We start from the raw sequence: 22,002 nt of genomic DNA, 5'->3' as shown, positions 1-22,002 counted from the left end.
CATGCTGCAGTTCGTGGCGCAGGCAAGAGAGAAGTTAATCCATGTGGCGTTTCGTAACCCTAATCGCTGTCATCGCCCTGGCCCTTTCTGCGATACCTGGTTTGGCGGCAGACAATGAAGCCCAAGGCTGGCAAGTCAACGCAGAAGAGCTGGCTTTCGACGCCGATGAGGCGCATCCCTCGACGCGACGCCTGTGGGGAGAACATGAAGGTGCGGGATACCGCATCGAGGTTCCACCCGACTGGAATGGCACCCTGGTCCTCTACGCCCGACCACTGCGGGCCAGTGATCGCGCGGACCTGTCGGTCATCAATCCGCCCTTGCGCGGAGCCCTGCTGGATCAGGGAATCGCCTGGGCGGCGAGCAGCTTCCACGCCAACGGTTACCACGTCACCGCAGGCGTCGAGGACACACGGGCCCTGCTGGACGTGTTCTCACAACGCATCCGCGCGCCGGAAACTGCATTGGTGATCGGCCATGACCTGGGCGGCCAGGTCACCATCGCGAGCATGGAGCAGTACCCAGAGGACTACTCCGGTGGCCTGGCTTTCTGCGCACCCATGGATGGCAGGGATCACCTCAATTATCTGCTGGATATCAACCTCATCGCCCATGCCCTCACAGACACGGAGACCCGTTTTCCCGAGCCGGCCCTGCAGAGTGCGGGTATGGACGAGGTAGTCCAGCGCCTCGGCCCGGGCTTCCCCACGACCTTGCATCCAGCCGGTGACGATTTTCGCGCCGCGCTGCGTGCCCTGAGCGGCGGCAACACCCCGTTGTTCGACGCTGCCTTCGACGCCTGGGGCTTGCGCGTGCTCGAACTGGGCGCAGTTGATGGTGCTCTCGGAGGCCTGCTTCCCGGCAATCTTTACAGCAACGCCGAGCGGCACTATCAGGTTGACGGCGGCGCGGCCGAGCAGCGGCTGAACGAAACAATCCTGCGGGTTCCGCCGGACCCTGTACTGGAGCGCGCCGGTATCAGGCCCCTGCCGGAACTGCAGGGAACCCTGGGCGCCCCCCTGCTGTTGGTATCGGCACTCGGCGATCTTTACGCGCCCCCAAGCCTGCATCAGCAGTATGCACAGCGTGTGGACACGGCTGGTCAATCAGCGCTGCTGGCCAACTGGTTCGTTCGAGATGTGGGGCACTGTACCTTCAGTGATGCAGAAACAGGGGCCGCCCTGGATGCGCTGCTCGCCTGGGTAGAGGATGGCAACCGACCGCAAAGTGTTGACCTGACAGACCCTGGAGCGCTGGAGCAAGACGACGTCGGATGCGACGTGACCAACCCGCCGCGAGCCGGCCTACCTGCTTGCGAGGACTGAGGCATATGGCGTGACCGGCTGGCGGGGACCGCATTAAACGCTCGGAATCAGAAGTGGAAGCGAATGCCGCCAGTCGCCGTGTAATAGAGTTGCGTGCCGAAGCCGTATTGCACACCGGTATCGACAATGGCCTCGGCCCGTCTGCCGAGGGCGTGGCCAAGGCCGAGACCAAAACTGATCCTGCCCCAGTGCTCCCGGCTGTCATCGTCGGGATCGCGCTGACTGTAGACCCCGCCGATGCGCGTTCGCAGGAAAAGACGGTCGGTGAAGTAGTTGTTCCCGGTAAGGTGCAGGCCGACCAGGAGCTTGTGGGCCTGCCCGTCTCGACGCTGATCCGGCCGCACACGACGCACCGTGTCACCGATGTCCAACTCCACTGAGACATGTGTGCGCGGCGTGGCGGCGGACTGATAGCCGGAGCGGTAGCCAAGCTGCAGCCCGCGCGTGTAGCCTTCGCGCCCGCCCTCCGGGGCAATCATGCCGCCGGTGAGCCCGACAAAGTACCCTGGGCGCGGTAGCGGTTCAGCGCCCACGGCGGGCATACCGAACAACAGCAGCCCGCCAAGCACAACAAGGATTCGCCAATTCATGCATCTGCCTCCTGCTGCCGGGCGCGCTCTTTGCGCTTGGCGCTCTCCCAGGCCGCTTCCCGCTGTTCGAAACTGGCGTCCTCCATGGTGAGCCCCCGTCCGGCGAGAACCTTCTCCGCCTCCCGGAACCGCTCCTCGAAGCGACGGATCGTGCCGCGCAATGCGCTCTCCGGATCAATCCGCAGGTGACGGGCCAGGTTGGCAGTTGCAAACAGCATGTCGCCCAGCTCAGCTTCCACCCGGGCCTGGTCGCCCTCGCCCTGGTCCCATGCCTCCTCGAGCTCGGCAAGCTCTTCGCGGATCTTGTCGAACACGCCATGGGGGCTTGGCCAGTCAAAACCGACCCGGGCAGCGCGACGGGTCAGCTTGATCGTCCGCGGCAACCCGGGCAGTGCAGCACTGACATCATCGATGGCGGATGCAGCGGTGGCGTCGCCATCAGCTCGCTTCGCCGCCCTCTCCTCGGCCTTGATGTCCTCCCAATGGCGCGTCTGCTCGTCCACTCCCGGCATGGATGCGGTGGCGAACACATGGGGGTGGCGGCGGATCATCTTGTCGTTGATGGCTGCTGCAACGTCGCTGAAGGTAAAGGCGCCCTGCTCTTCCGCCATCCGCGCGTGAAAAACGACCTGCAACAGCAGGTCGCCAAGTTCGTCCCGCAGTTCGTTCAGATTACCCCGCTCGATGGCATCCGCGACTTCGTAAGCCTCTTCAATGGTATAGGGCGCGATGCTGCGGAAATCCTGCTGCAGATCCCAGGGGCAGCCGGATTGCGGATCCCGCAGGCGCGCCATGATGGACAGGAGGTCTTGCATCGGGTCGTGGGTCAACTCGGGATCGGCCATACGGCACTCCGCTTTATTGCTTAACTGGTTGTCTGAACGGTTCAGGGCGATGCAAGTTGCCCACAGGCCTCACTGAGGTCCACAGCCTCAACGATCTCCGCCAGCAGGCATACCATGTAGCCATCGGAAGCCGCCCCGGCACCACGGCGGCGCATCTGTGGCCGCGCCTCGCGGAGCGCATCGGCACCGATGCGCAGATGCACCATACCAAGGTTGTGCCGGGCCTCGGCCAGATCCGGGTCGATTTCTAGCGAGCGGCGATAGGCCAACAGCGCGGCGTCGAGATCGCCGTCCCGCGCCTCCAGATTAGCCAGGCGATACCAGCCTCTGGCACTGGCGCTACCAGAGGCCGCCAATTCGCGATGCAGATTCAGGGCCAGAGGCCAGTTCTCCGCCTGGTAGGCATCCATGGCGGCCTGGTTAAGGCGTAGCGGCTCAAGGCGATCAGGCCCGCCGATAGCGGCACAACCTGCCAGAATCAGTACCGCCATCGTGAGTGCCCCACCACGCAGCAGGCGTGGCACGAGCAGGTTGCCCATCAAACCCAAGACCTTACTCCCCAGTCATCGGGACAGCCGTCCCGGCATCCAGTATGATTGAGCCGGCAAACCGCCAGCCCTTTTTGCTCCGACAGTGGATCAATCAAGCCCCATGATCGAAGACACGATTCCAACACGCAGAAAGACGGTACCCGTGAATGTCGATGGCGTCACCATCGGCGGCGGGGCTCCCATTGTAGTGCAGTCCATGACCAATACCGATACGGCGGACGAAATCGCCACCGCCATCCAGGTGGCGGATCTGGCCAGAGCGGGGTCGGAGCTTGTCCGGATCACGGTGAACAACGAAGAGGCGGCTGCGGCGGTGCCGGCCATCCGCGAACGACTCGACGCCATGGGACTGAAGGCACCGCTGGTGGGTGATTTCCATTTCAATGGGCACAAGCTGCTGTCCCGCTTCCCCGCCTGTGCCGAGGCGCTGGCGAAGTATCGCATCAACCCGGGCAACGTCGGCCGGGGTGCCCGCCGGGACACCCAGTTCGCGGAGATGATCGAACTGGCCTGCCGCTACGACAAGCCGGTGCGCATCGGGGTCAACTGGGGCAGCCTGGACCAGGACCTGCTGGCCCGGATGATGGACGAGAATGCTGCTCTGAAGGAGCCCCGGGACGCGACCCTGGTAATGAAGGAAACGCTCATCGTCTCGGCCCTGGAGAGCGCGCGCCGCGCGGAAGAACTGGGGCTCCCCCACGATCGCATCATCATTTCCTGCAAGCTGAGCGGCGTGCAGGACCTCATCGCCGTTTACCGGTCACTGGCCTCGCGATGCGACTATCCGCTGCATCTTGGCCTGACCGAAGCGGGCATGGGCTCCAAGGGCATCGTGGCATCGTCGGCGGCCATGGGCGTACTGCTGCAGGAGGGCATCGGCGATACGATTCGCGTCAGCCTCACGCCTGAGCCCGGCGGCCCGCGCACCGGCGAGGTTCTGGTTGCGCAGGAACTCCTGCAGACCATGGGCCTGCGGGCCTTCACCCCGCTGGTCGCCGCCTGTCCCGGCTGTGGCCGCACCACCAGCACCTACTTCCAGGAACTGGCCAACGACATCCAGAGCTATGTGCGAACCCGCATGCCGGAGTGGCGGCGCCAGCATCCGGGGGTCGAGGAAATGTCCCTCGCGGTAATGGGCTGCGTGGTGAACGGGCCAGGTGAGAGCAAACATGCCAATATCGGCATCAGTCTGCCGGGCACCGGGGAGCGACCTGTTGCGCCGGTATATGAAGATGGCGAGAAGACGGTCACGTTGAAAGGTGAGCGCATCGCCGACGAGTTCAAGGACATCATCGAGCGTTACGTGGAGCGCACCTACAAGACCCCCGGCGCCAACGCTCAGGAATCAGCGCTGGACCGCCCTGGCTGACCACCGCTCCGGTAGGACAACGCCCCGCACACATCACAGCGCCATGGACTGCGCCGGTACTGCCGGTCCAGGCTGGCGCGAATTTCCGGGCGTTCTACCAGATCCGCAAGGGTCATCCCATCGAGGAAGGCGCGGATGCGCTGTTCGAGGTCATTCCAGATCAGACTGTTGAGACTTCCGCTGTCACCAGAATCCGGTGAGGTCTCCTGCAGTGCCGCGAAGATCTCACCCAGCCGCAGTTCCGATGGCGCACGCCCGAGTCGATAACCACCCCCAGGCCCCGGCGTGCCCTGTATCAGGCCGTGTTCACGCAGTCGAGCGAAGATCTGATCCACATAGGACATGGAGATCCCCTGACACACCGAAATCTCGGCCTGGGGCACCGGGCCCGCATCATTGTGCATGGCAAGATGGATCATGGCGCTGACCGCGTAGCGTGCCTTGGTGGAAATTCGCATCGGCGACCTCTTGACGGCTGGGACAGCCTTTGTGACAGAGCCAGTATACCACTGCCGCAGAGCCGCTAATCCGCCGCGCCCCGCTCTACCGCCTCCCGTGCGAGAGTATGGGCGTGGTTGACGGGACCATCCCCGCCACCGAGACCCGGAGCAGTGCGAATCGCTGTCAGCAGGTAGCGCCGCCCCCGGGCCACCGCGGCATCCAGCGTGAGCCCCTGGGCCAGGCCGGTCGCGATCGCCGAGGCCAGCGTGCATCCAGTACCATGGGTATGCCGCGTGGCGATACGCTGGTGATGGAAACTATGGGCGATGCCCTCATGAACGAGCACGTCGAGCAGATCTTCCCCCGGCAGATGCCCACCCTTCAGCAATATTGAGCCGCCAGTCATGTCACTCAGCGCCATCGCAGCCTCCTCCATGGCTGCGGCGCCAGACACAGTACGATCAAGCAGAGCTTCGGCCTCGGGCAGGTTGGGTGTCAGCAAGGTCGCGCGCGGAAGCAGCCGCTCACGCAGAGCGACGATAGCGCTGCGTTCCAGCAGATTGGCACCGGATTGGGCGATCATCACCGGGTCCACCACCAACGGCACATCGCGGGCGCATGCATCAAGCGTATCCACCACCGCGTCGATGACCGCCGCGTCGTGCAGCATGCCTGTCTTGATCGCGTCGACGCCCAGGTCGTCCACGACAACGCGGATCTGCTCACGGATGAAATCCGCCGGTACGGCATGAATCGCGGTAACACCCTGGGTATTCTGCGCCGTGAGCGCGGTTAGCGCCGTCATGGCGTAGCCACCCAGTCCCGAGACAGCCTTGATGTCGGCTTGTATGCCGGCACCACCCCCGGAATCGGATCCGGCAATAATCAGTACACGGCCGCTGACCTGCATGGCGCTCACTCCTTTCAATGCGAATCCGGACTGGCGAACAGGGCAGCCAGGGCACTGCGATCGAGTTTACCGGCACCGGTCAGCGGCAAGCCTTCCACGACGCGGATCTCTCGAGGCCGCTTGAATGCCGCAAGCTCCTGGCTGCAACGCCGCCGCAGGTCATCCAGCAGTACATCCGACTCCGCATCCGGTGCGACAACCGCGGCCACCGCCACCTGCCCCCAACGATCGTCGGCCACCGCCACCACACCAGCCTGGGTGACACTGGCATGGCCGGCGAGAACGGTCTCGATTTCCTCCGGCGAGACGTTTTCTCCACCGCTGACGAACATGTTGTCGGCCCGGCCGACGATGCGAATCATACCGTCTTCATCCTCCACGGCCAGATCACCGCTCCAGACCCAACCTGCATCGTCGATGGCCTTGGCCGTGCGGGCAGTATCACCCAGATAACCGCCGAAATGATGCAGGCTGCGCATGCACAGGACGCCTGTTTCACCGGCTGTAACAGGCTCTCCGGTCTCCTGATCCACGAGACGGTAGTCACAATGGGGCATGGCCGTACCAATACTGGCTGTCTGCCCACGCATCTGCTCCAAGTCCTCGTCCCAGGCCGCGTTGATGAAATTGGATGGTCCGGCCTCGGTGAGCCCGTAGGCCTGGGTCACGGCAATGCCCCGATCAAGGAAAGCGTCCATTACCGGCTGTGCGCAAGGAGCGCCGGCACTGGTAATGCCCTCCAGGCTTTGCAGCGTCGCTTTCTCGTAGTCGGGGTGTTGCTGGATAAAGCGAAACATGGCTTCGACACCGCCGAAGTGGCGTATCCGCTCCTGATCGATCAGGCGCAGCAACTCCCCGGGGTCGAATTGCCGCATGAGCACGGCATAGCCGCCACCGTGGAGAATTGGTGTCAGCGAATTCCATCCACCGATATGAAAAAACGGAAACGTAATCAACTCCCGCGCGTCCCGGGTTCCGCCACCGGCAACCATGAGATCGAACGAGTTCCAGATCATCTGCCGATACGGCACCACACACACCTTAGGGGTGGCCGTGGTGCCGCCGGTATGGATGTAAAGATAGGTGGCGCTCATGGGCAGGGATCGGTTTTGCTCACCGCCGGACTGCGCCGCCAGGCGCCCGGCCAACTCCTGGCCTTCTTCACTGAGGCGATAGCGCTGCCGCAGGGAATCAGGGAGCTCCAACTCGCCGGCAAGATCGTCGAATGCAGCCTCGTAGAGGAGCGCAGCCGGCGCCATTCTGCTCAACAGATCATTGAGTTCCCGCGGGCGCAGGCGGTAACTCAGGGGTGCCATGATCAGACCGAGCTTCCCACAGGCCAAGTATAGGTAAAGCGCTTCCAGGCGATTGCGGCACAGCAGGCAAACGACTTCCCCGGGCTGCATGCCGAGTTCGTCGGTAAGCCATTCCGCCATGCGGTTGGCCTTGTCATTCAGCTCCGCATAGCTGAGGTGGGCCCCACTCGCCGCATCGTATACCGCCTGCCGACCGGGGTAGCGACGGGCCCACGGGCCTATCCAGTTGCCAACCCAGTCCATGGGCAGATCATCAGGATTGGGCATGGTCGTCATGATACGTGCCTCCTGCAGTTTGAGCCTCTGCGCCTGCGCCGTGCATAATTCCGACCCGCGGGTCAGGCGAATCGCCTCGACCACCGGCGATCCGAACGGGAGAACCCATGGCGCTGATCGATATCGGAGTCAACCTCACCAGCCGGCGATTCGATCAGGATCGCGAGGCCGTGATCGCGCGCGCGCGTGCAGCGGGCGTCTCGGGGATGGTGATCACAGGCACTAGTGTCGAGGAAAGCGAGCAGGCCCTGCAACTCGCAGCTACTGCCAGGGAGATGTTGAGCAGCACGGCAGGCGTACACCCCCATCTGTCGCGAGAGCTGGATGACCAAGGCGTACGCCAACTGCGCAGCCTGCTTCAGGAGCCAATCGTGGTCGCCGTCGGAGAGACGGGTCTGGATTTCAATCGCGACTTTTCACCACGGCCGGATCAGGAGCGGGCGTTCGAAAGACAGCTGGAATTGGCCGTGGAGATCGGCAAACCGGTTTTCATTCATCAGCGCGACGCCCATTCCCGGCTCCACGCCATACTCCATCACTACCGGGACGATCTGGTGGATGCGGTGGTGCATTGCTTCACCGACGAACGCGAAGCGCTCTACGATTATCTCGACCTGGACCTGTACATCGGGATCACCGGCTGGATCTGCGACGAGCGCCGTGGGCGGGGCTTGCAGGAACTGGTGGGCGCCATCCCCCGCAATCGGCTGATGATCGAGACCGATGCGCCTTATCTGCTGCCGCGGGATTTGCCGAACCCGCCGGCCAATCGACGCAACGAGCCAGCATTTCTACCTCACGTGCTGCGTGCCGTGGCCCGGCATCGCGGCGAGGACCCGGAAGCACTGGGAGCGGCGACCACAGAGAACGCCAGAAGGTTTTTCCGCCTGCGGGACGAACCCGATCAGACCGTTCAAGAGAGCTGACACGCCAGGGAGGCGCTGAAGCGGTCAACCTATCCTAGGCCGCCTGATCACGGGACAAGCAAGCCGCTGCATCCTCGATGACCTCAATTCCTGCGCCGCGCCGGTGGGCGTTCTCGCTGATGTGGCGCCGAAAACGGCGGCTGCCCGGTACGCCCTGGAAAAGCCCGAGCAGATGGCGGGTGAGCGCCGGCAGCGCCGTCCCGCGGGATAACTCCTTGCTGACAAAGGGCAGATAGTCCTCCAGGACGTCCAGGCGGGTTCTGCTGCCAGGGGCGTCTCCGTAGATGCGCTGGTCAACTTCCGCCAGCACCCAGGGGTTGTGATAGGCCTCGCGGCCGAGCATCACGCCATCCACGTGCTGGAGTTGTTCCAGCGACTCATCCAGCGTCCGCAGACCGCCGTTAATAATGATTTCCAGGCTCGGAAACTCGCCCTTCAGCCGATGCACTCGCGGGTAGTTCAGCGGAGGCACCTCGCGATTTTCCCTGGGGCTCAACCCCTGCAACCAGGCCTTGCGCGCATGAACGATGAATGTCTCGCAGCCAGCGGCGGCAACCTCGGCGATGAACGCGGTGAGATCGGCGTCGGTGTCCTGGTCATCGATTCCGATACGGGTCTTGACCGTAACCGGCAGGCTGGTTGCCTCCCGCATGGCCGCAACACAGTGGGCCACATGGGCAGGCTCCGCCATCAGGCATGCACCGAAGCGGCCGGATTGCACCCGATCACTTGGGCAACCCACGTTCAGGTTCACCTCGTCATAGCCATAACGCTCCGCCCAGCGGGCGCAGGCTGCGAGTTCGTCGGGATCGCTGCCGCCAAACTGGACTGCCACGGGATGCTCCGCCCTGTCGAAGGGCAGAAAACGTGCCGCCTTGCCATGGGCAATCGCCGCTGCGGGCACCATTTCCGTGTACAACACGGCCCTGCGACTGATCAATCGCAGCAGGTAGCGTGCGAAGCGATCCGTGCAGTCCATCATCGGGGCTACCGAGAAACGCCGTAAATTCTTGAGATCGTTACTTGGCCTCACTTTCCTATACTCTTCAATCAGTTACGACAGTGGAGTGCCCCGGTTATGGCGGACACCTCCAAGCCTCAAAATGAGGCCTGTTCAAACGCCTCCCGAATGACGCCACCGAGATGGCTGTTTCGGCGCTGCCGATTGTAGAACACTTCGATGTAGTCGAAGACATCAGCTCGCGCCAGCTCACGGGTCTTGGCACAGTAATCTCTATCAACTGCTTCTGGTTGCAGGCATCCGGATTGACCAGGCGGTGGATCTGTACTTCAGCGAACCGACCTAGCCATCAGCCCCTGCTACTGATGGCAGAGGGTTAAGGAGAGTACCAATGACTACACCTTTTGATTTCTGGCTCGCCTACTGGTCCGCGCTTGCGTCCGCGGCGCCACCCGCCCGAACCACTGTTCAGGAGCGTACCGGTGTGGTACTGGACTACCGTACCTTCCGTGTCACCAAGAGGAAATGGGTAGAGCAAGAGACGGATGCCCACGGCGCTTAAAGAGATGGAAACCGAATAGGGCCGGCGACTGCAGGCTCAAGGTTCCTACACTCCATACGTCAGCATGGAACGAGGACGCTTGCCTGGACCCGATGGGTCGATGCCTACGCTTCCTGGGGCAGGTCCCCAAGGGACATCTGTGACTTTTGGGGACACCTGGTTCCGCAACCGCAGGCTCAACCGTAACGAAACCACCCAACCTTCTCCACCACCAGAAAATTGAACGCACCTATCATAAGTTTATGATTTGATGGGCTTTTATTATTATTCTGTCCAACCCGTTCCGATAGACATGAAATATTTTCTTCAATATCAACGGATTCTGACTGCCTCTTCGGACTTATATACTTTTCTATATTTTTTCTCACTAAATCATATATTTAAAACATAACCACATGTTCGAGACCGTCTTTTATTTTCTCTCAGTACATTCCACCATCGGGGCTACGGAAAATCGTCTATCCAACATGAGAAAAACTGGCTAATCGCTTGAAAGGATGATAGAAATGCCGAATCATAGCTGTTGCCAGCCAGGGCCACGTCCAACGGCGGAGCAGTATACCGCCCTACAGGCGCCGAAACACCAGTCCGCGGGAGACGCATGAGTCTGCAATTGCTGTTATATGGCACCGATGGATGCCACCTCTGCGAAGACGCGGCGCGCATCGTGAGCGAGACCGTTAAAGCGGAATACGTCACGGTGCAGGAAGTGGACATTGTGCATGATGAGGCGTTGCTCCAACGTTACGGCACGCGAATACCCGTGCTGAAGCGTGTTGGCGGCATGGACGAACTCTGCTGGCCCTTCGATCACGCCGATGTGGCCCGCCTGACTCGAACCGACTACCCGATGGAAAACGAAAAATGAAACGGATCAATCTCCTTGGCATTGTCATTGCAGCACTGCTACTTGCCCTGTTCGCCCCCACAGTCCATGCCGAGCACGACAGTCACTGGGTACTGATCGATACCCAGCGGCAGATGCTGGAACTGTATCGTGGCGAAGAACGCGTCCGCAGCTTTGAACATGTCGCCCTTGGTCGCGGTGGCGCGGCGGAAGATCGCGTACGCGGCGACAACAAGACGCCGCTCGGCGAGTTCCGGATCAGCTGGGTCAACAAGGAAAGCCAGTTCCACATCTTCCTGGGCCTCGACTATCCGACGTTCCAGCACGCGCGCCGTGCCTACTCCGGTGGGCGAATGTCCCTGGACGAGTTTCTTGATGTGGCAGAAGCCTACCGGGATCAGCGGCTGCCACCGCAAACCACTAGCCTTGGGGGCAACATCGGCATTCACGGACTCGGCAAGGCCGATGTGGATTTACACCGCCGCGCAAACTGGACGCGGGGCTGCGTCGCACTCACCGACGAGGAAATGGACGAACTGATCAGCTATGTTGGAATTGGAACACGCGTGATCGTTCGATAGTGATACGCCAGTTCCTCCGAGTAGGCCCTGGTCCGTATTCTGGTGAATTAGCGTCTGTAAAAATCTGTTCCTGGCAATTGTTCCAAAGTGGCGACACCACAGCGCTTTTAAATCGCCGATAACCTGCCTAGAATGATGCCCTGTTGCCGTTCATGGAGTTCGGCACGACAACACCAGTGAAAGGAGATTTCCACAATGTCCGACAATCTTAAAAATCTGCTGAAGGTTTCCGCCCTGGGTGCCTCCATGGCCTTTGTGGTCGGCTGCGCCTCCACCGCCAGCGAAGAAGACGAAATGATGATGATGGTGCAGGACGCACAGGCCACTGCCGAAGAAGCACTGGCTGTTGCCAACGAAGCGCGTGATCTTGCTCTGGATGCTGACGGCACTGCTCGCGCTGCCCAGTATCAGTCCAACCGCAACCAGCAGCGCATCGAAGAACTGGACGAGAAGATCGACCGGATGTTCGAGCGCTCCATGGCCAAGTAAGGCGCATTCGCGCTCAAAAAAAACCCCGCTTTCTGAGCGGGGTTTTTTTATGCCTGCACAAAACTGAAAAATTACGAACCGCTCATGGCAATCAGGTTTGCGAGCCGACAATCCCCCGCTCCGCCAAACCAGCAGTATCGGTATCACGAGAGATGCGGACCAGCATGCCGTTAGGCCCCTCCACGACGGACTTCAGCCGATCGTAGCTGATCCTGCCAGGGCGGTTCTCCAGGGCGCGGGCTACCGTCCGCACGGCTCCGGAGTAACGCTCTGCCTCGCGCTTAGCCCGTTCTTCCTCGAGGGCCGGAAAAGCCTGCACGAATAGATCACCGGCCATCCAGCCAGCCTTGTAGGGTTCATTGATGATCCGAACTGCGGTGCCCACGGGCAGGCGATACACCAGCGAGGCGATATCCTCGGGATACATGCGGATACACCCCGCACTGGCACGCATGCCGACGCCATAGGGGCGATTCGTGCCGTGGATGAAATATCCCGGGATATCGAGGCCGATGGCGTAGTCACCCAGCGGGTTGTCCGGGCCGGGTTCGACCCGACGCGGCAACTCGATACCGTCTTCCTTGAGGACACGCTCGCGCACCGAGGCCGGCGGATACCAGACCGGGTTCTCGATACGATTGGTGACCCGCGTCGTCCCCACCGGTGTCGCCCAATCCTGCCGCCCGATGCTGATGGCGTAGGTCTCGACAACGCGAGCCTGGCCAGAGCGCGCCGCCGGATAGTAGAACATGCGCATTTCCGGAAGATTGATCACCAGGCCCTCGCGGGGGACTGGCGGCAGGATGAACCGGGTGGGCACAACGATCTCGGTGCCCTCTCCCGGAATCCAGAGATCGATTCCCGGGTTGGCCATGCGCATCGCCTCGAAGCCAATTCCGTAGCGTCGACCGATGTCCAGCACCGTGTCTTCCCGGCGTGCGCGCACCACTTGCACTTCACCGATCACGTCTACATCCCGCGGTGGCAGCGGGTAAACGTTGCGCATGACGACCTCGGCGACGTCTTCTCCACCTTCAAGATCAGCACCTTCCAGCTGATCGTCAGCAACCGCTTTCGCGCTGATCAACAGCGACGGCGCGGCCACGGTGCCGGCGAGCAAAATGCATGCATGTCTGCGTTTCATGTTATTTCCCGCATCAGATGACGCCAAAGGCGCCTCGAACCAGAGTCGACCCAGTATATCGGCTGACAGCATCGCATGGGAAACAATCACTTGCCTGCTGATATTCGACGCGCGCGATCGGGCCTTTATACACCATTGTCTGCTTGATCCAGAAAGCGCGCCTGCCATTCCATATACCTGGCGTGCACGGCATCCCGAAACTGCCGTGCGTCTTTGTAGTCACCAGGCTGCATGGGCGCAAACACATGGATATGCGCCGTGCGGTTGCGGCTGCTGGCAATCTGCCAGATCTTCAACAGCAGGGGCTGGCCCTGCCATTCGAAATCGGCTTGCGCCTCGTAGTGCAGCAGCACAGGCAAGATGGGCACACCGGTTCGCATGCTGGCCTCGAAGGCGCCCAGGTGGAAACGTGGCTGCACACGTCGCCCCTTGCAGCCACCCTCGGGATAAACCGCGATACTCCGCCCGGAATCCAGCCGGGCAACCATGTCTTCTACCGCGCGCTGCCGGCTATCGGCGTCGTCGCGATCGACGAACAGCGTTCCGGCTGCACAGGCAAGACGCCCCACCCACCACCAATCAACCACCTGCCCCTTGGCCAGCGAATCCACGTCGAACAGCGCGGGCACGCCGACGTCCTCCAGTGCCGAGGGGTGATTGGATACCAGTACGAACTGCGGCGGCAGCCACCCCGGATAACGCTGATGCAGCCGTAGATCAACGCCCAGGGCGGCCACGAAGGATCTGCACCAGGCGCGGAACAGCGGCCGGAACCAGGTTGAGCCATTGCGTCCTGCCAGCCAGGACAACAGCCATGCAACCAGGGTGAATATGAGAAAATCGACGATCCGCACAAGCCGCCACAGCGCACCCAGCAACCACGCCATCCCTGATCTCCCTAACGAATGGCGCGGATCTGCCGCGTGTCGATTTCTGTCGCTTCCCCTTCCCGGAATATCACGAGTGCGCCGGGGCTGATGGTGTTCCAGGTCTCATTGCTGGTCAGCGGCTGGGTGGCGATCACCGTGACCACGTCGTCGGGAGTGGTCACGGTCTGGAAATCCACCTGCACCTCGGCGTCCAGCAGCTGGGCCATGCCAAACGGAGCGCGACGAGTCAGCCATGACAGGTGCGTGCTGCAGTAGGCGTAGAGTTGCTGCCCATCACTCAACAGCATGTTAAAGGTACCCATCTCGCCCAGTTGCCGGCACAAACGGGCAATACTGCGCCAGCGGGTGGTCGATCTCGCGGGCGGGCGCTCGTGACGATCGCGGAGCTGGCTCAGCAGCCAGCAGAACGCGTGCTCGCTGTCGGTGGTGCCGATGGGGCGGTAATGACCCAGAGGCAGGCGCTTGACGCCTTTGAGCTTGCCATTGTGCGCGAACGTCCAGGGTCGCCCCCACAGTTCCCGCTGGAAAGGATGCGTGTTCTCCAGTGCGACCCGGCCGTGGGTGGCCTGGCGGATATGGCAGATGACATTGCAACTCTTGATGGAGTAGCGCTGGATCAGCTCCGCGACTTCCGATTGGGCGCTGGGACGGGGATCGTGGAACATCCTGCAGCCACCATCCTCGTAGAAGGCGATACCCCAGCCGTCACGATGGGGCCCGGTGTGCCCTCCCCGCTGCATCAGCCCGGTGAAGCTGAAGCAGATATCGGTAGGAACATTGGCACTCATGCCGAGCAATTCACACATGATTGGATATCAAGCCGGACACTGGTCAGAGATCCGTGCGCAACAACTGATAGAGCTGATGAATGATGCCAGCCGTCGCGCCCCAGATGTGGTAGCCCCCATAGGGCATTGCGTAGATCTTGTACCGATGCCCGTCGCGCTCCACCGTTTCCACGCTGTGATTGCGTGCATCAAGAAGAAACGTCACCGGTACCTCGAAGATCTCGTCTACTTCAGCGGCATTCGGACGCCAGGGTGGCGGCTCGCGAATCAGACCAACCCAGGGGTGGATGAGATAGCCCGTTACCGTGTAGTAAGGCATCAGCCGCCCGACGATCTGCACGCGCTGGGGCGGCAGGCCGATCTCCTCGTGGGCCTCCCGGAGGGCAGTTTCCCGGGACGTGCGGTCATCGACCTCCATACGGCCGCCGGGGAAGGCGATCTGCCCGGCATGATCACGCATGCGCTGGCTTCGTCGCGTCAGCAACATCGCGTATCCATCATTCCGCTGCAGAACCGGCACCAGGACGGCGGAGGGAGTCAGCGAGTCCGGTGACAGGTGACGCATGCCACCCACCCGACCATTGCGATCCGCTGACCCCAGTCGTCGTCTTAATTCCGGTTCCAGATCGATGTCCACGCTAGTCCAGATCAAAGCCACCGCATGACCGCAAGGGGCGCGATCATGTCCCGGTTATCAGGTTAACAGACCCAACTTGCGCACAGGTTGTTCCAGTGCACCACCGAGGGCCATCAGGCAACGCGGTCACCTGGTTCGCGGCCAGCGAAGTAGGCATCAAGATTATCAAGTGCACGAAAGCCCATGGCATCCCGGGTCTCACGCGTCGCACTGCCGATATGCGGCAGCAGGAACACGTTGTCGAGTTCCCGATAGCGGGGATCGCCACCAGGTTCGCCGTTAAAGACGTCGAGACCAGCAGCCGCTACATGCCCCGAGCGCAGGGCATCCAGCAGCGCGTCGTCATCGACCAGCGCTCCGCGCGCCGTATTGACGACGACGGCACCCGAGGGCAGCCGGGCGATTCGCTCTGCGTTCAGGAGGCCCTTGCTCTCCGGGGTTGCCGGGCAATGCAGTGACAGAAAATCGGCGACCGACAGCAGATCATCAAGGGACGCATGAAAGATCGCGCCCTGCTCCTCCACCGGGTCAAGCTGTCGGCGGTTATGGTAGTGCACGGTCATGTCGAAGCCACGGAATCGGCTGGCGGCGGCGCGCCCGACGCGGCCCATGCCGACGATACCAACCCGCTTGCCGGTCATCTGTGTCCCGACCATGAACGCGGGGCTCCAATCCGTCCAGCCACCGCTGCGCACCAGGCGCTCGCCTTCGCTGGCCCGGCGCGCGGCCCCCAGGGCCAGCAGCAAGGCAATCTCTGCCGTGGCATCGGAGAGCACATCGGGGGTATTGGTCACCACCACGCCCCTTGCGCGGGCGGACTCCAGGTTCACGTGATCCACCCCGACGGAAAAGTTGGCGATAATCTTGACGCTGGCTGGCAGCCGGTCGAACACCGACTCGGTAAAGTGCTCCGTATGACACGGCATGATGGCGTCCATGCCCTCGGCCCGCTGCAGCAGCTCATCGGCGCCGAATACGTGATCGTCGACGTTGAACTCCGGCTCATAATCGCGACGCAGCCGTTCGCAGACGGCGTCAGGTAGACGCCGGGTCACCAGGACCTTGGGTTTAGTCATCATTGCTACTCCATAGTGGTGGGGTTACCCCCGTTGTTATTCAGGAGGCGCCTGTAAGGCGGATTTGCCTGCAAGCGGCAGAGCGCCATAGACTCCTACCATGTCGAAAAGCCCTTCCAATGATCCCACCCGCTTCAGCCGGCGCATCCCGACAGACGACGACCGCGAGCGACTGATCTGCGACAACTGTGGGTACGTTGCCTATGAGAACCCGAAGATTGTGGTGGGTAGTGTAGCCACTTGGGAAGACCGCATTCTGCTCTGCAGGCGCGCGATACCGCCGCGCGTCGGCTACTGGACTCTCCCCGCAGGGTATCTGGAGCTTGGCGAAACCCCCGTCGCCGGGGCGCTTCGCGAAGCTTGGGAAGAAGCCCGCGCACAGCTCGACATCGACCAGCTACTGGGCATCTACTCAATCCCACGCATCAGTCAGGTCCAGCTTATCTACCGGGCGCGGCTCCAGACCCCGGATGTGGCGCCGGGCCCTGAATCCCAGGAAGTGGGCCTGTTCCGCCTGGACGACATCCCCAAAGGGGAAATCGCCTTTCCGTCCGTGCACTGGGCCCTCGCCCACTTCCAAGCCAGCCGCGAGCTGACCGCATTCCCGCCATTCACGAACCCGGACGACAATGCACCTTCGCCTGACGAAGGGCTCTGACGAAGGAGTCTGCAGCGACACTGGTCATCGGGAATCCCGCGCCGCCAACGGGTTCTCAATTCGTCGTCGGCGGCCATTGTAGACTGCTATCGCACGCATTCCACGCGAAGAGGAGTCTACGCGTCCAGATGGCAGGTCTCTCTCCCAATCTGCACGAGCTGAATATCCTGCTCGCAGAACCCTCCTCCACCCAGCGCAGGATCATCATCCAGCATCTGAGGGAAGCAGGCGTCACGCATATTGATGACGCTGCCACCGTGGATGACGCCATCACCAGGGCGCGGATCAATCCGCCGGACCTGGTGGCAAGCGCCATGTACTTCGACGATCGAACCGGTACGGACCTGCTGGTCGAGCTGCGACGCGATCCCCGGCTCGGTGACGTGCCGTTCATGCTGGTCTCCAGCGAGCGCCACCCCCACAACCTGGAAGGGATCCGCCAGTCCGGCGTGATGGCCATTCTGCCAAAGCCATTCCGGGCCCACGAGCTGCGCCTAGCCCTGGACAACACCCTCAGCTATCTGGAGCCAAGGCGGCTAGAGCTGGACCACGCCGATGTCGAGGATGTCCGGGTACTCATTGTCGACGACAGCGCCCTGTCACGGCGTTTTCTGCGCAACACCCTGGGGCAGATGGGCGTCGAGCAACTGGTGGAGGCCGACAACGGTGCCTCAGCGGTGGAACGGCTGCAGGAACAAAGCTTTGATCTGGTGGTCACCGATTACAACATGCCCGAAATGGACGGCGAGCGCCTGGTGGAGTACATCCGCAACCACGGCTCCGACCCCACCGTCCCCGTTCTGATGGTGACCTGCGAGCGTGACAGCGCCCGCCTGGGTTCTATTCGACAATCCGGCGTCTCGGCGCTGTGCGACAAGCCCTTTGATATGGACACGGTGCGCGGCATCTTGCACCGCCTACTCAACTAGCCCGCAGGAGCATCTGCCAGTGCAGCTACCTCAAAGACGCCAGCCCGGACCTGGACGCCACAACCTTAGCGAGCTCCTGTCGCAGGCCGAAGGCATCATTCTGGGCAAGGGCCTGCAACTGCGCCAGGCGGTGGCCTGCATGCTGGCGGGTGGTCACCTGCTGATCGAGGATCTCCCCGGCGTCGGCAAGACCACGCTGGCACACCTGCTGGCCAACCTGTTCGGACTCGAATTTCGGCGCCTGCAGTTCACCAGCGACATGCTGCCGGCGGATATCATAGGCGCCACCGTTTATGAACGGGACACAGGCGGTTTCCGGTTTCATCCGGGACCGATCTTCACCCAGATGGTGCTGGCCGACGAGGTCAACCGGGCCACGCCAAAGACCCAGAGTGCCCTGCTCGAGGCCATGGAAGAGCGGCAGGTCACCGTGGAGGGCCAGACCAGACGCCTGCCCGAGCCATTTTTCGTGGTAGCCACCCAGAACCCCGGAACACAACTTGGCACCTTCGCGCTTCCCGAATCCCAACTGGATCGCTTTCTCATGCGCATCGAGATGGGTTATCCGGACCAGAACGCCGAACGCGATCTGCTCATGGGACAGGACCGCCGCATCATGCTGGATCACATCGAGCCGGCAATGTCCGTCGACGAACTTTTGCGGATGCAGGCCGCGGTGCGCGAGGTACATGCATCGCCCGCGGTCATCGACTATATCCAGGCGCTGATCAACTACACCCGCCGCAGCGACACGTTCCGCCATGGGATGTCGCCGCGAGCCGGACTGGCGCTGCTTCGGGCCGCCCGGGCCTGGACGTTGCTGGACGGTCGCGACGCCGTGCTACCGGAGGACATACAGGCCGTCTTCCCCGCAGTGGCCGGTCACCGCCTGGAGCCTGTCGACGCGACCGCCTCGGGACAGGGTGTGGAGCACGCGCGACGGATATTGCAGGCGGTGACGGTGCCCTGATGGCCGCCTCGCTTGGCCATCTCGATCAACTGCGACGGCGCTGGCTTACCCGCCGGCTAGCCCTGACCGGGCGGCGGGCGCGTCTTCACTACCGCCGGATCTTCATTCTTCCCAGCCGGGCAGGCCTGGTCTTCACGTTGATGCTGTTCGGAATCTGGCTCGGGGCGGTCAACTACAACAACAACATGGCTTTCCTGTTGTGTTTTCTGTTGATTGGCCTTGGTGTGTCGGCCAAGATCCATACCTTTCGAAATCTACTGGGCCTGGAAGTCGAAATGGACAATGCGCCGGCGGTATTTGCCGGCGGGGAAGCCATCTTCCCCCTGCGACTGCAAAACGGTGAACGCCGTCAGCGGGTTGGTCTGGAGGTCATTCACCCCAGCGATGACATCCAGGCTGTGGACGTTCCGGCGGGCGGCGAGGCAACGGCGAGCCTTGCCGTTGCCGCGCCCCGACGGGGACGCCTGAAAGCCGGTGAATTTCGTATTCGCAGCCGCTACCCTACCGGGCTGGTCACGGCGTGGTCCTGGCTGTCCCTGGAAGCAGAAGCACTGGTCTACCCTGCTCCCGAGGCGGGCGAGGTTCCGCTACCCTTCTCCGCCGGCGGAACCCACGGCGGTCAACGCACTGTCGACGGTGACGATGACTTCCACAGCCTGCGCCGCTACCAACCCGGGGACTCACTGCGTCAGGTTGCCTGGCATACCGTTGCCCGAGGCCAGGAACTGCAGACCAAGCGATTCGCTGGCATCGCCGGCGGCATCCTCTGGCTGCGCTGGGCGGACACCGACGGTCTTGCTGCCGAGCATCGCCTGTCGCGGCTGTGTCGCTGGATTCTGGATGCCGAGGAAGCAGGTATCCGATACGGGCTTGAGCTACCGGGGCTCCATCTCAAACCGGACCACGGCCGTACTCATCGCAATCGCTGCCTGTCGGCGCTGGCGCTGTTTCAGCCATGACCAGTGTCGACAAACTCCTGCCTCACCGTGTGCTTGCCTGGTTACTGGTGACCCTGGGTGCTGTTGCCGCCCCACATGTGCAGCATCTGCCCGTTTGGCTGACAGTGATTGTGGTGTTCTGTGGGGTCTGGCGGTACATGGCCGGACGCAACGCCTGGCGTCTGCCACCACGGGTCCTGCTGGTCCTGCTGACGCTGCTCTGTGCTGGCGGAGTCGTACTGAGCTACGGGACCATCGCCGGACGTGATGCCGGTGTGGCGCTACTTACCCTGCTTGTAGGGCTCAAGCTCCTGGAAATGCGCAGCCGCCGCGACACCGTGGTGGTGCTGTTTCTTGGCTATTTTCTGGTGGTTACCCACTTCCTGTTCTCCGAAAGTCTGCTGACGGCAGCCTGGATGCTCGCCATGGTGTGGGCGATGACTGCGCTGCTGATCACCGTCACGCGGCCCACCAGTCGACTGCTCAGCACCGACCACATGCGACTAAGCGGCGTGATGGTGCTTCAGGCTATCCCCATCATGGTCTTGCTGTTCGTGCTTTTCCCCCGCATTCCCGGTCCGCTGTGGGGCATGCCCGAGGACGACGCTCACGGGGTAACCGGGCTCAGCGACGAAATGACTCCAGGGATGATCAGCCAGCTCAGCCAATCTGATGCGGTGGCCTTTCGCGTGGAGTTTGATGACGAGCCACCACCGCCCTCGCAGCGCTATTGGCGTGGACCGGTACTACCCGCCTATGACGGGCGCACATGGCGGAGACCGGAGTCCCGGCATTCCGTGCAGCCGCCGCTGGAGGCGCTTGGCGGGGACGTGGGTTACGTGGTGACACTGGAACCGCACAACAACGACTGGATCTTCACCCTGGATATGCCGGTGGAACTCAGTGAGGCCGTGCGGTTGGGCAGCGAGTATGATCTGCGCCGGGCGACACCGGTCCGGGAGCGCATACGCTACCGCGCGCGATCCTATCTCAACTATCGCCTGGATCCGGACATGTCCGTCTACGACCCGGACCTCTACCGCTATCTGCCGGAGGACGCCCATCCCCGCACCCGCGAACTTGCCCAGCAATGGCGGGATGACAGCGCCGACAGCGATGCCTTTATCCGACGTGCCCTGGAGAATTTCCGCGAAGAACCTTTCGTGTACACGCTGCAGCCTCCCCTGTTGCGCAACGACCCGGTGGATGAATTCCTGTTCGATACACAGCGGGGCTTCTGCGAGAACTACGCATCGGCCTTTGCCGTGCTCATGCGCGCCGGGGGCATTCCGGCACGGGTGGTTACCGGGTACCAGGGCGGCGAAATCAACCCCACCGGCAATTACATGATCGTGCGCCAGTCAGACGCCCATGCCTGGGTGGAAATTTGGCGCGAAGGTGACGGTTGGAGCCGGGTTGATCCCACCGCCTGGGTGGCGCCGGAGCGCATTGAACTGGGGCTTGCAAACTCCGTGGCAGAAGCCGACACCCTGCCCACCATGGTCCGCCGTGATGGCGGCATGATGCGTGCGCTCGGGCTGCGCTGGGATGCTGTCAACGCCTATTGGGATCGGTGGGTACTTGCCTACGGCCCGAATCTGCAACAGCAGCTCATGCAGCACCTTGGGCTCGACAGCACCAGAAGAATGGTACTGACCCTGGCCGCCGGGCTGATTGCCTGCCTGCTCCTCATTGCCGTGAGCGTACTGTGGCGCCGCCCGTCCCGGCCAACCGATCCGGCCGCTGCAGCCTGGGACGCCCTGCAACGCCGCCTTGCCCGTAGCGGTATCCCACGGCTTGCAGGAGAAGGCCCACGCCACTATGCCGAGCGTGCAATGCAGCAGCGGCCGGATCTCGGCGATCAGCTACAACTTGCCCTGGCCGCCTACCTGCGCCTACGCTACGAGAGGCAGCAACGGCCTGACGATCTTGGACAACTCCGCCGTCTCGTTGCGCAGATGCGTCGCTGATCGGTCAGGATGT

General features: G+C 62.3%; 24 protein-coding genes and 1 pseudogene. 12 read left to right on the top strand and 13 right to left on the bottom strand.

Features of this window, described 5'->3' with window-relative positions; genetic code table 11:
- The first annotated feature begins 101 nt into the window (after positions 1-101).
- The gene (locus J2T57_RS16865; protein ID WP_253481667.1) at positions 102-1,325 is read left to right on the top strand and encodes a hypothetical protein; all 1,224 of its coding nucleotides are present in this window, start codon (positions 102-104) and stop codon (positions 1,323-1,325) included.
- A 47-nt stretch (positions 1,326-1,372) separates the two neighbouring features.
- Here the strand turns inward: J2T57_RS16865 and J2T57_RS16860 are convergent, their stop codons facing one another.
- Genes J2T57_RS16860 through J2T57_RS16850 form a run of 3 tightly spaced genes read right to left on the bottom strand, consistent with a single transcriptional unit; the run spans position 1,373 to position 3,299 of the window.
- Positions 1,373-1,915 (bottom strand): hypothetical protein, encoded by a 543-nt coding sequence (locus J2T57_RS16860; protein ID WP_253481651.1) that lies wholly within the window; start codon positions 1,913-1,915, stop codon positions 1,373-1,375.
- Positions 1,912-2,760 (bottom strand): nucleoside triphosphate pyrophosphohydrolase, encoded by an 849-nt coding sequence (mazG, locus tag J2T57_RS16855; RefSeq protein ID WP_253481648.1) that lies wholly within the window; start codon positions 2,758-2,760, stop codon positions 1,912-1,914. Before mazG ends, J2T57_RS16860 begins: the two co-directional genes overlap by 4 nt.
- A 41-nt stretch (positions 2,761-2,801) precedes the next feature.
- A complete protein-coding gene (locus J2T57_RS16850; protein WP_253481979.1) occupies positions 2,802-3,299 on the bottom strand; it encodes a tetratricopeptide repeat protein in 498 nt (165 codons plus the stop codon).
- A gap of 112 nt (positions 3,300-3,411) precedes the next feature.
- On the opposite strand from J2T57_RS16850, the gene ispG reads away from it, so the two are divergent.
- Positions 3,412-4,680, top strand: coding sequence for a flavodoxin-dependent (E)-4-hydroxy-3-methylbut-2-enyl-diphosphate synthase (gene ispG, locus J2T57_RS16845; protein ID WP_253481645.1), 1,269 nt, complete (start codon positions 3,412-3,414; stop codon positions 4,678-4,680).
- Here the strand turns inward: ispG and J2T57_RS16840 are convergent.
- The 3 genes from J2T57_RS16840 to J2T57_RS16830 form a co-directional block, all read right to left on the bottom strand.
- Positions 4,650-5,138, bottom strand: a complete 489-nt coding sequence (locus J2T57_RS16840; RefSeq protein WP_253481628.1) for an RrF2 family transcriptional regulator — start codon at positions 5,136-5,138, stop codon at positions 4,650-4,652. The genes ispG and J2T57_RS16840 overlap by 31 nt on opposite strands.
- Before the next feature lie 65 nt (positions 5,139-5,203).
- Positions 5,204-6,031 carry a bifunctional hydroxymethylpyrimidine kinase/phosphomethylpyrimidine kinase gene (gene thiD / locus J2T57_RS16835; RefSeq protein WP_253481624.1) on the bottom strand — a complete coding sequence of 276 codons (828 nt, stop codon included), beginning with the start codon at positions 6,029-6,031 and terminating at the stop codon, positions 5,204-5,206.
- A gap of 14 nt (positions 6,032-6,045) precedes the next feature.
- Positions 6,046-7,623, bottom strand: coding sequence for a class I adenylate-forming enzyme family protein (locus J2T57_RS16830; RefSeq protein WP_253481605.1), 1,578 nt, complete (start codon positions 7,621-7,623; stop codon positions 6,046-6,048).
- A gap of 107 nt (positions 7,624-7,730) precedes the next feature.
- On the opposite strand from J2T57_RS16830, the gene J2T57_RS16825 reads away from it, so the two are divergent.
- Positions 7,731-8,549 carry a TatD family hydrolase gene (locus J2T57_RS16825; protein WP_253481603.1) on the top strand — a complete coding sequence of 273 codons (819 nt, stop codon included), beginning with the start codon at positions 7,731-7,733 and terminating at the stop codon, positions 8,547-8,549.
- Positions 8,550-8,583: 34 nt separating this feature from the next.
- Here the strand turns inward: J2T57_RS16825 and dusA are convergent, their stop codons facing one another.
- Together dusA and J2T57_RS16815 are read right to left on the bottom strand one after the other, a co-directional pair.
- Positions 8,584-9,582 (bottom strand): tRNA dihydrouridine(20/20a) synthase DusA, encoded by a 999-nt coding sequence (gene dusA, locus J2T57_RS16820; RefSeq protein ID WP_366519122.1) that lies wholly within the window; start codon positions 9,580-9,582, stop codon positions 8,584-8,586.
- Between the two features lie 65 nt (positions 9,583-9,647).
- A pseudogene (locus tag J2T57_RS16815) lies at positions 9,648-9,770 on the bottom strand (IS3 family transposase); the annotation flags it as partial.
- 131 nt (positions 9,771-9,901) lie between these two features.
- Between J2T57_RS16815 and J2T57_RS16810 the strand changes: the two are divergent.
- From J2T57_RS16810 to J2T57_RS16795, 4 genes are all read left to right on the top strand, one after another.
- On the top strand, positions 9,902-10,072 hold the full coding sequence (locus tag J2T57_RS16810) for a hypothetical protein (protein WP_253481583.1): 171 nt from the start codon (positions 9,902-9,904) through the stop codon (positions 10,070-10,072).
- Between the two features lie 601 nt (positions 10,073-10,673).
- A complete protein-coding gene (locus tag J2T57_RS16805; RefSeq protein WP_253481580.1) occupies positions 10,674-10,940 on the top strand; it encodes a glutaredoxin family protein in 267 nt (88 codons plus the stop codon).
- Positions 10,937-11,500, top strand: coding sequence for a L,D-transpeptidase family protein (locus J2T57_RS16800; RefSeq protein WP_253481578.1), 564 nt, complete (start codon positions 10,937-10,939; stop codon positions 11,498-11,500). Before J2T57_RS16805 ends, J2T57_RS16800 begins: the two co-directional genes overlap by 4 nt.
- A gap of 195 nt (positions 11,501-11,695) precedes the next feature.
- Positions 11,696-11,989: an Lpp/OprI family alanine-zipper lipoprotein gene (locus J2T57_RS16795; protein ID WP_253481575.1), complete on the top strand. Its 294-nt coding sequence runs from the start codon at positions 11,696-11,698 to the stop codon at positions 11,987-11,989.
- A gap of 91 nt (positions 11,990-12,080) precedes the next feature.
- Here the strand turns inward: J2T57_RS16795 and J2T57_RS16790 are convergent, their stop codons facing one another.
- The 5 genes from J2T57_RS16790 to J2T57_RS16770 form a co-directional block, all read right to left on the bottom strand.
- Positions 12,081-13,133 carry a L,D-transpeptidase family protein gene (locus tag J2T57_RS16790; protein WP_253481556.1) on the bottom strand — a complete coding sequence of 351 codons (1,053 nt, stop codon included), beginning with the start codon at positions 13,131-13,133 and terminating at the stop codon, positions 12,081-12,083.
- A 125-nt stretch (positions 13,134-13,258) separates the two neighbouring features.
- A complete protein-coding gene (locus tag J2T57_RS16785; protein WP_253481535.1) occupies positions 13,259-14,020 on the bottom strand; it encodes a lysophospholipid acyltransferase family protein in 762 nt (253 codons plus the stop codon).
- Between the two features lie 11 nt (positions 14,021-14,031).
- On the bottom strand, positions 14,032-14,829 hold the full coding sequence (locus J2T57_RS16780; protein WP_253481532.1) for a class II glutamine amidotransferase: 798 nt from the start codon (positions 14,827-14,829) through the stop codon (positions 14,032-14,034).
- A 25-nt stretch (positions 14,830-14,854) separates the two neighbouring features.
- Positions 14,855-15,448, bottom strand: coding sequence for a CoA pyrophosphatase (locus J2T57_RS16775; RefSeq protein ID WP_253481529.1), 594 nt, complete (start codon positions 15,446-15,448; stop codon positions 14,855-14,857).
- A 113-nt stretch (positions 15,449-15,561) separates the two neighbouring features.
- A complete protein-coding gene (locus J2T57_RS16770; protein ID WP_253481526.1) occupies positions 15,562-16,527 on the bottom strand; it encodes a 2-hydroxyacid dehydrogenase in 966 nt (321 codons plus the stop codon).
- Positions 16,528-16,624: 97 nt separating this feature from the next.
- On the opposite strand from J2T57_RS16770, the gene J2T57_RS16765 reads away from it, so the two are divergent.
- The 5 genes from J2T57_RS16765 (at position 16,625) to J2T57_RS16745 (ending at position 21,989) form a co-directional block, all read left to right on the top strand.
- The gene (locus tag J2T57_RS16765) at positions 16,625-17,182 is read left to right on the top strand and encodes an NUDIX hydrolase (RefSeq protein WP_253481524.1); all 558 of its coding nucleotides are present in this window, start codon (positions 16,625-16,627) and stop codon (positions 17,180-17,182) included.
- Positions 17,183-17,310: 128 nt separating this feature from the next.
- Positions 17,311-18,111: a response regulator gene (locus tag J2T57_RS16760; protein ID WP_253481522.1), complete on the top strand. Its 801-nt coding sequence runs from the start codon at positions 17,311-17,313 to the stop codon at positions 18,109-18,111.
- Positions 18,112-18,130: 19 nt separating this feature from the next.
- The gene (locus J2T57_RS16755; protein ID WP_253481520.1) at positions 18,131-19,081 is read left to right on the top strand and encodes an AAA family ATPase; all 951 of its coding nucleotides are present in this window, start codon (positions 18,131-18,133) and stop codon (positions 19,079-19,081) included.
- Positions 19,081-20,040 carry a DUF58 domain-containing protein gene (locus J2T57_RS16750; protein ID WP_253481518.1) on the top strand — a complete coding sequence of 320 codons (960 nt, stop codon included), beginning with the start codon at positions 19,081-19,083 and terminating at the stop codon, positions 20,038-20,040. Before J2T57_RS16755 ends, J2T57_RS16750 begins: the two co-directional genes overlap by 1 nt.
- A complete protein-coding gene (locus tag J2T57_RS16745) occupies positions 20,037-21,989 on the top strand; it encodes a transglutaminase TgpA family protein (protein WP_253481516.1) in 1,953 nt (650 codons plus the stop codon). The genes J2T57_RS16750 and J2T57_RS16745 overlap by 4 nt, the downstream gene beginning before the upstream one ends.
- Positions 21,990-22,002: the final 13 nt, after the last annotated feature.

Origin of the sequence: Natronocella acetinitrilica (genome assembly GCF_024170285.1) — a bacterium.
GTDB classification, from domain to species: Bacteria; Pseudomonadota; Gammaproteobacteria; order Nitrococcales; family Aquisalimonadaceae; genus Natronocella; species Natronocella acetinitrilica.
Note: the sequence above shows the minus strand (reverse complement) of the source record. Positions and strands in the feature narration are given on the sequence as shown.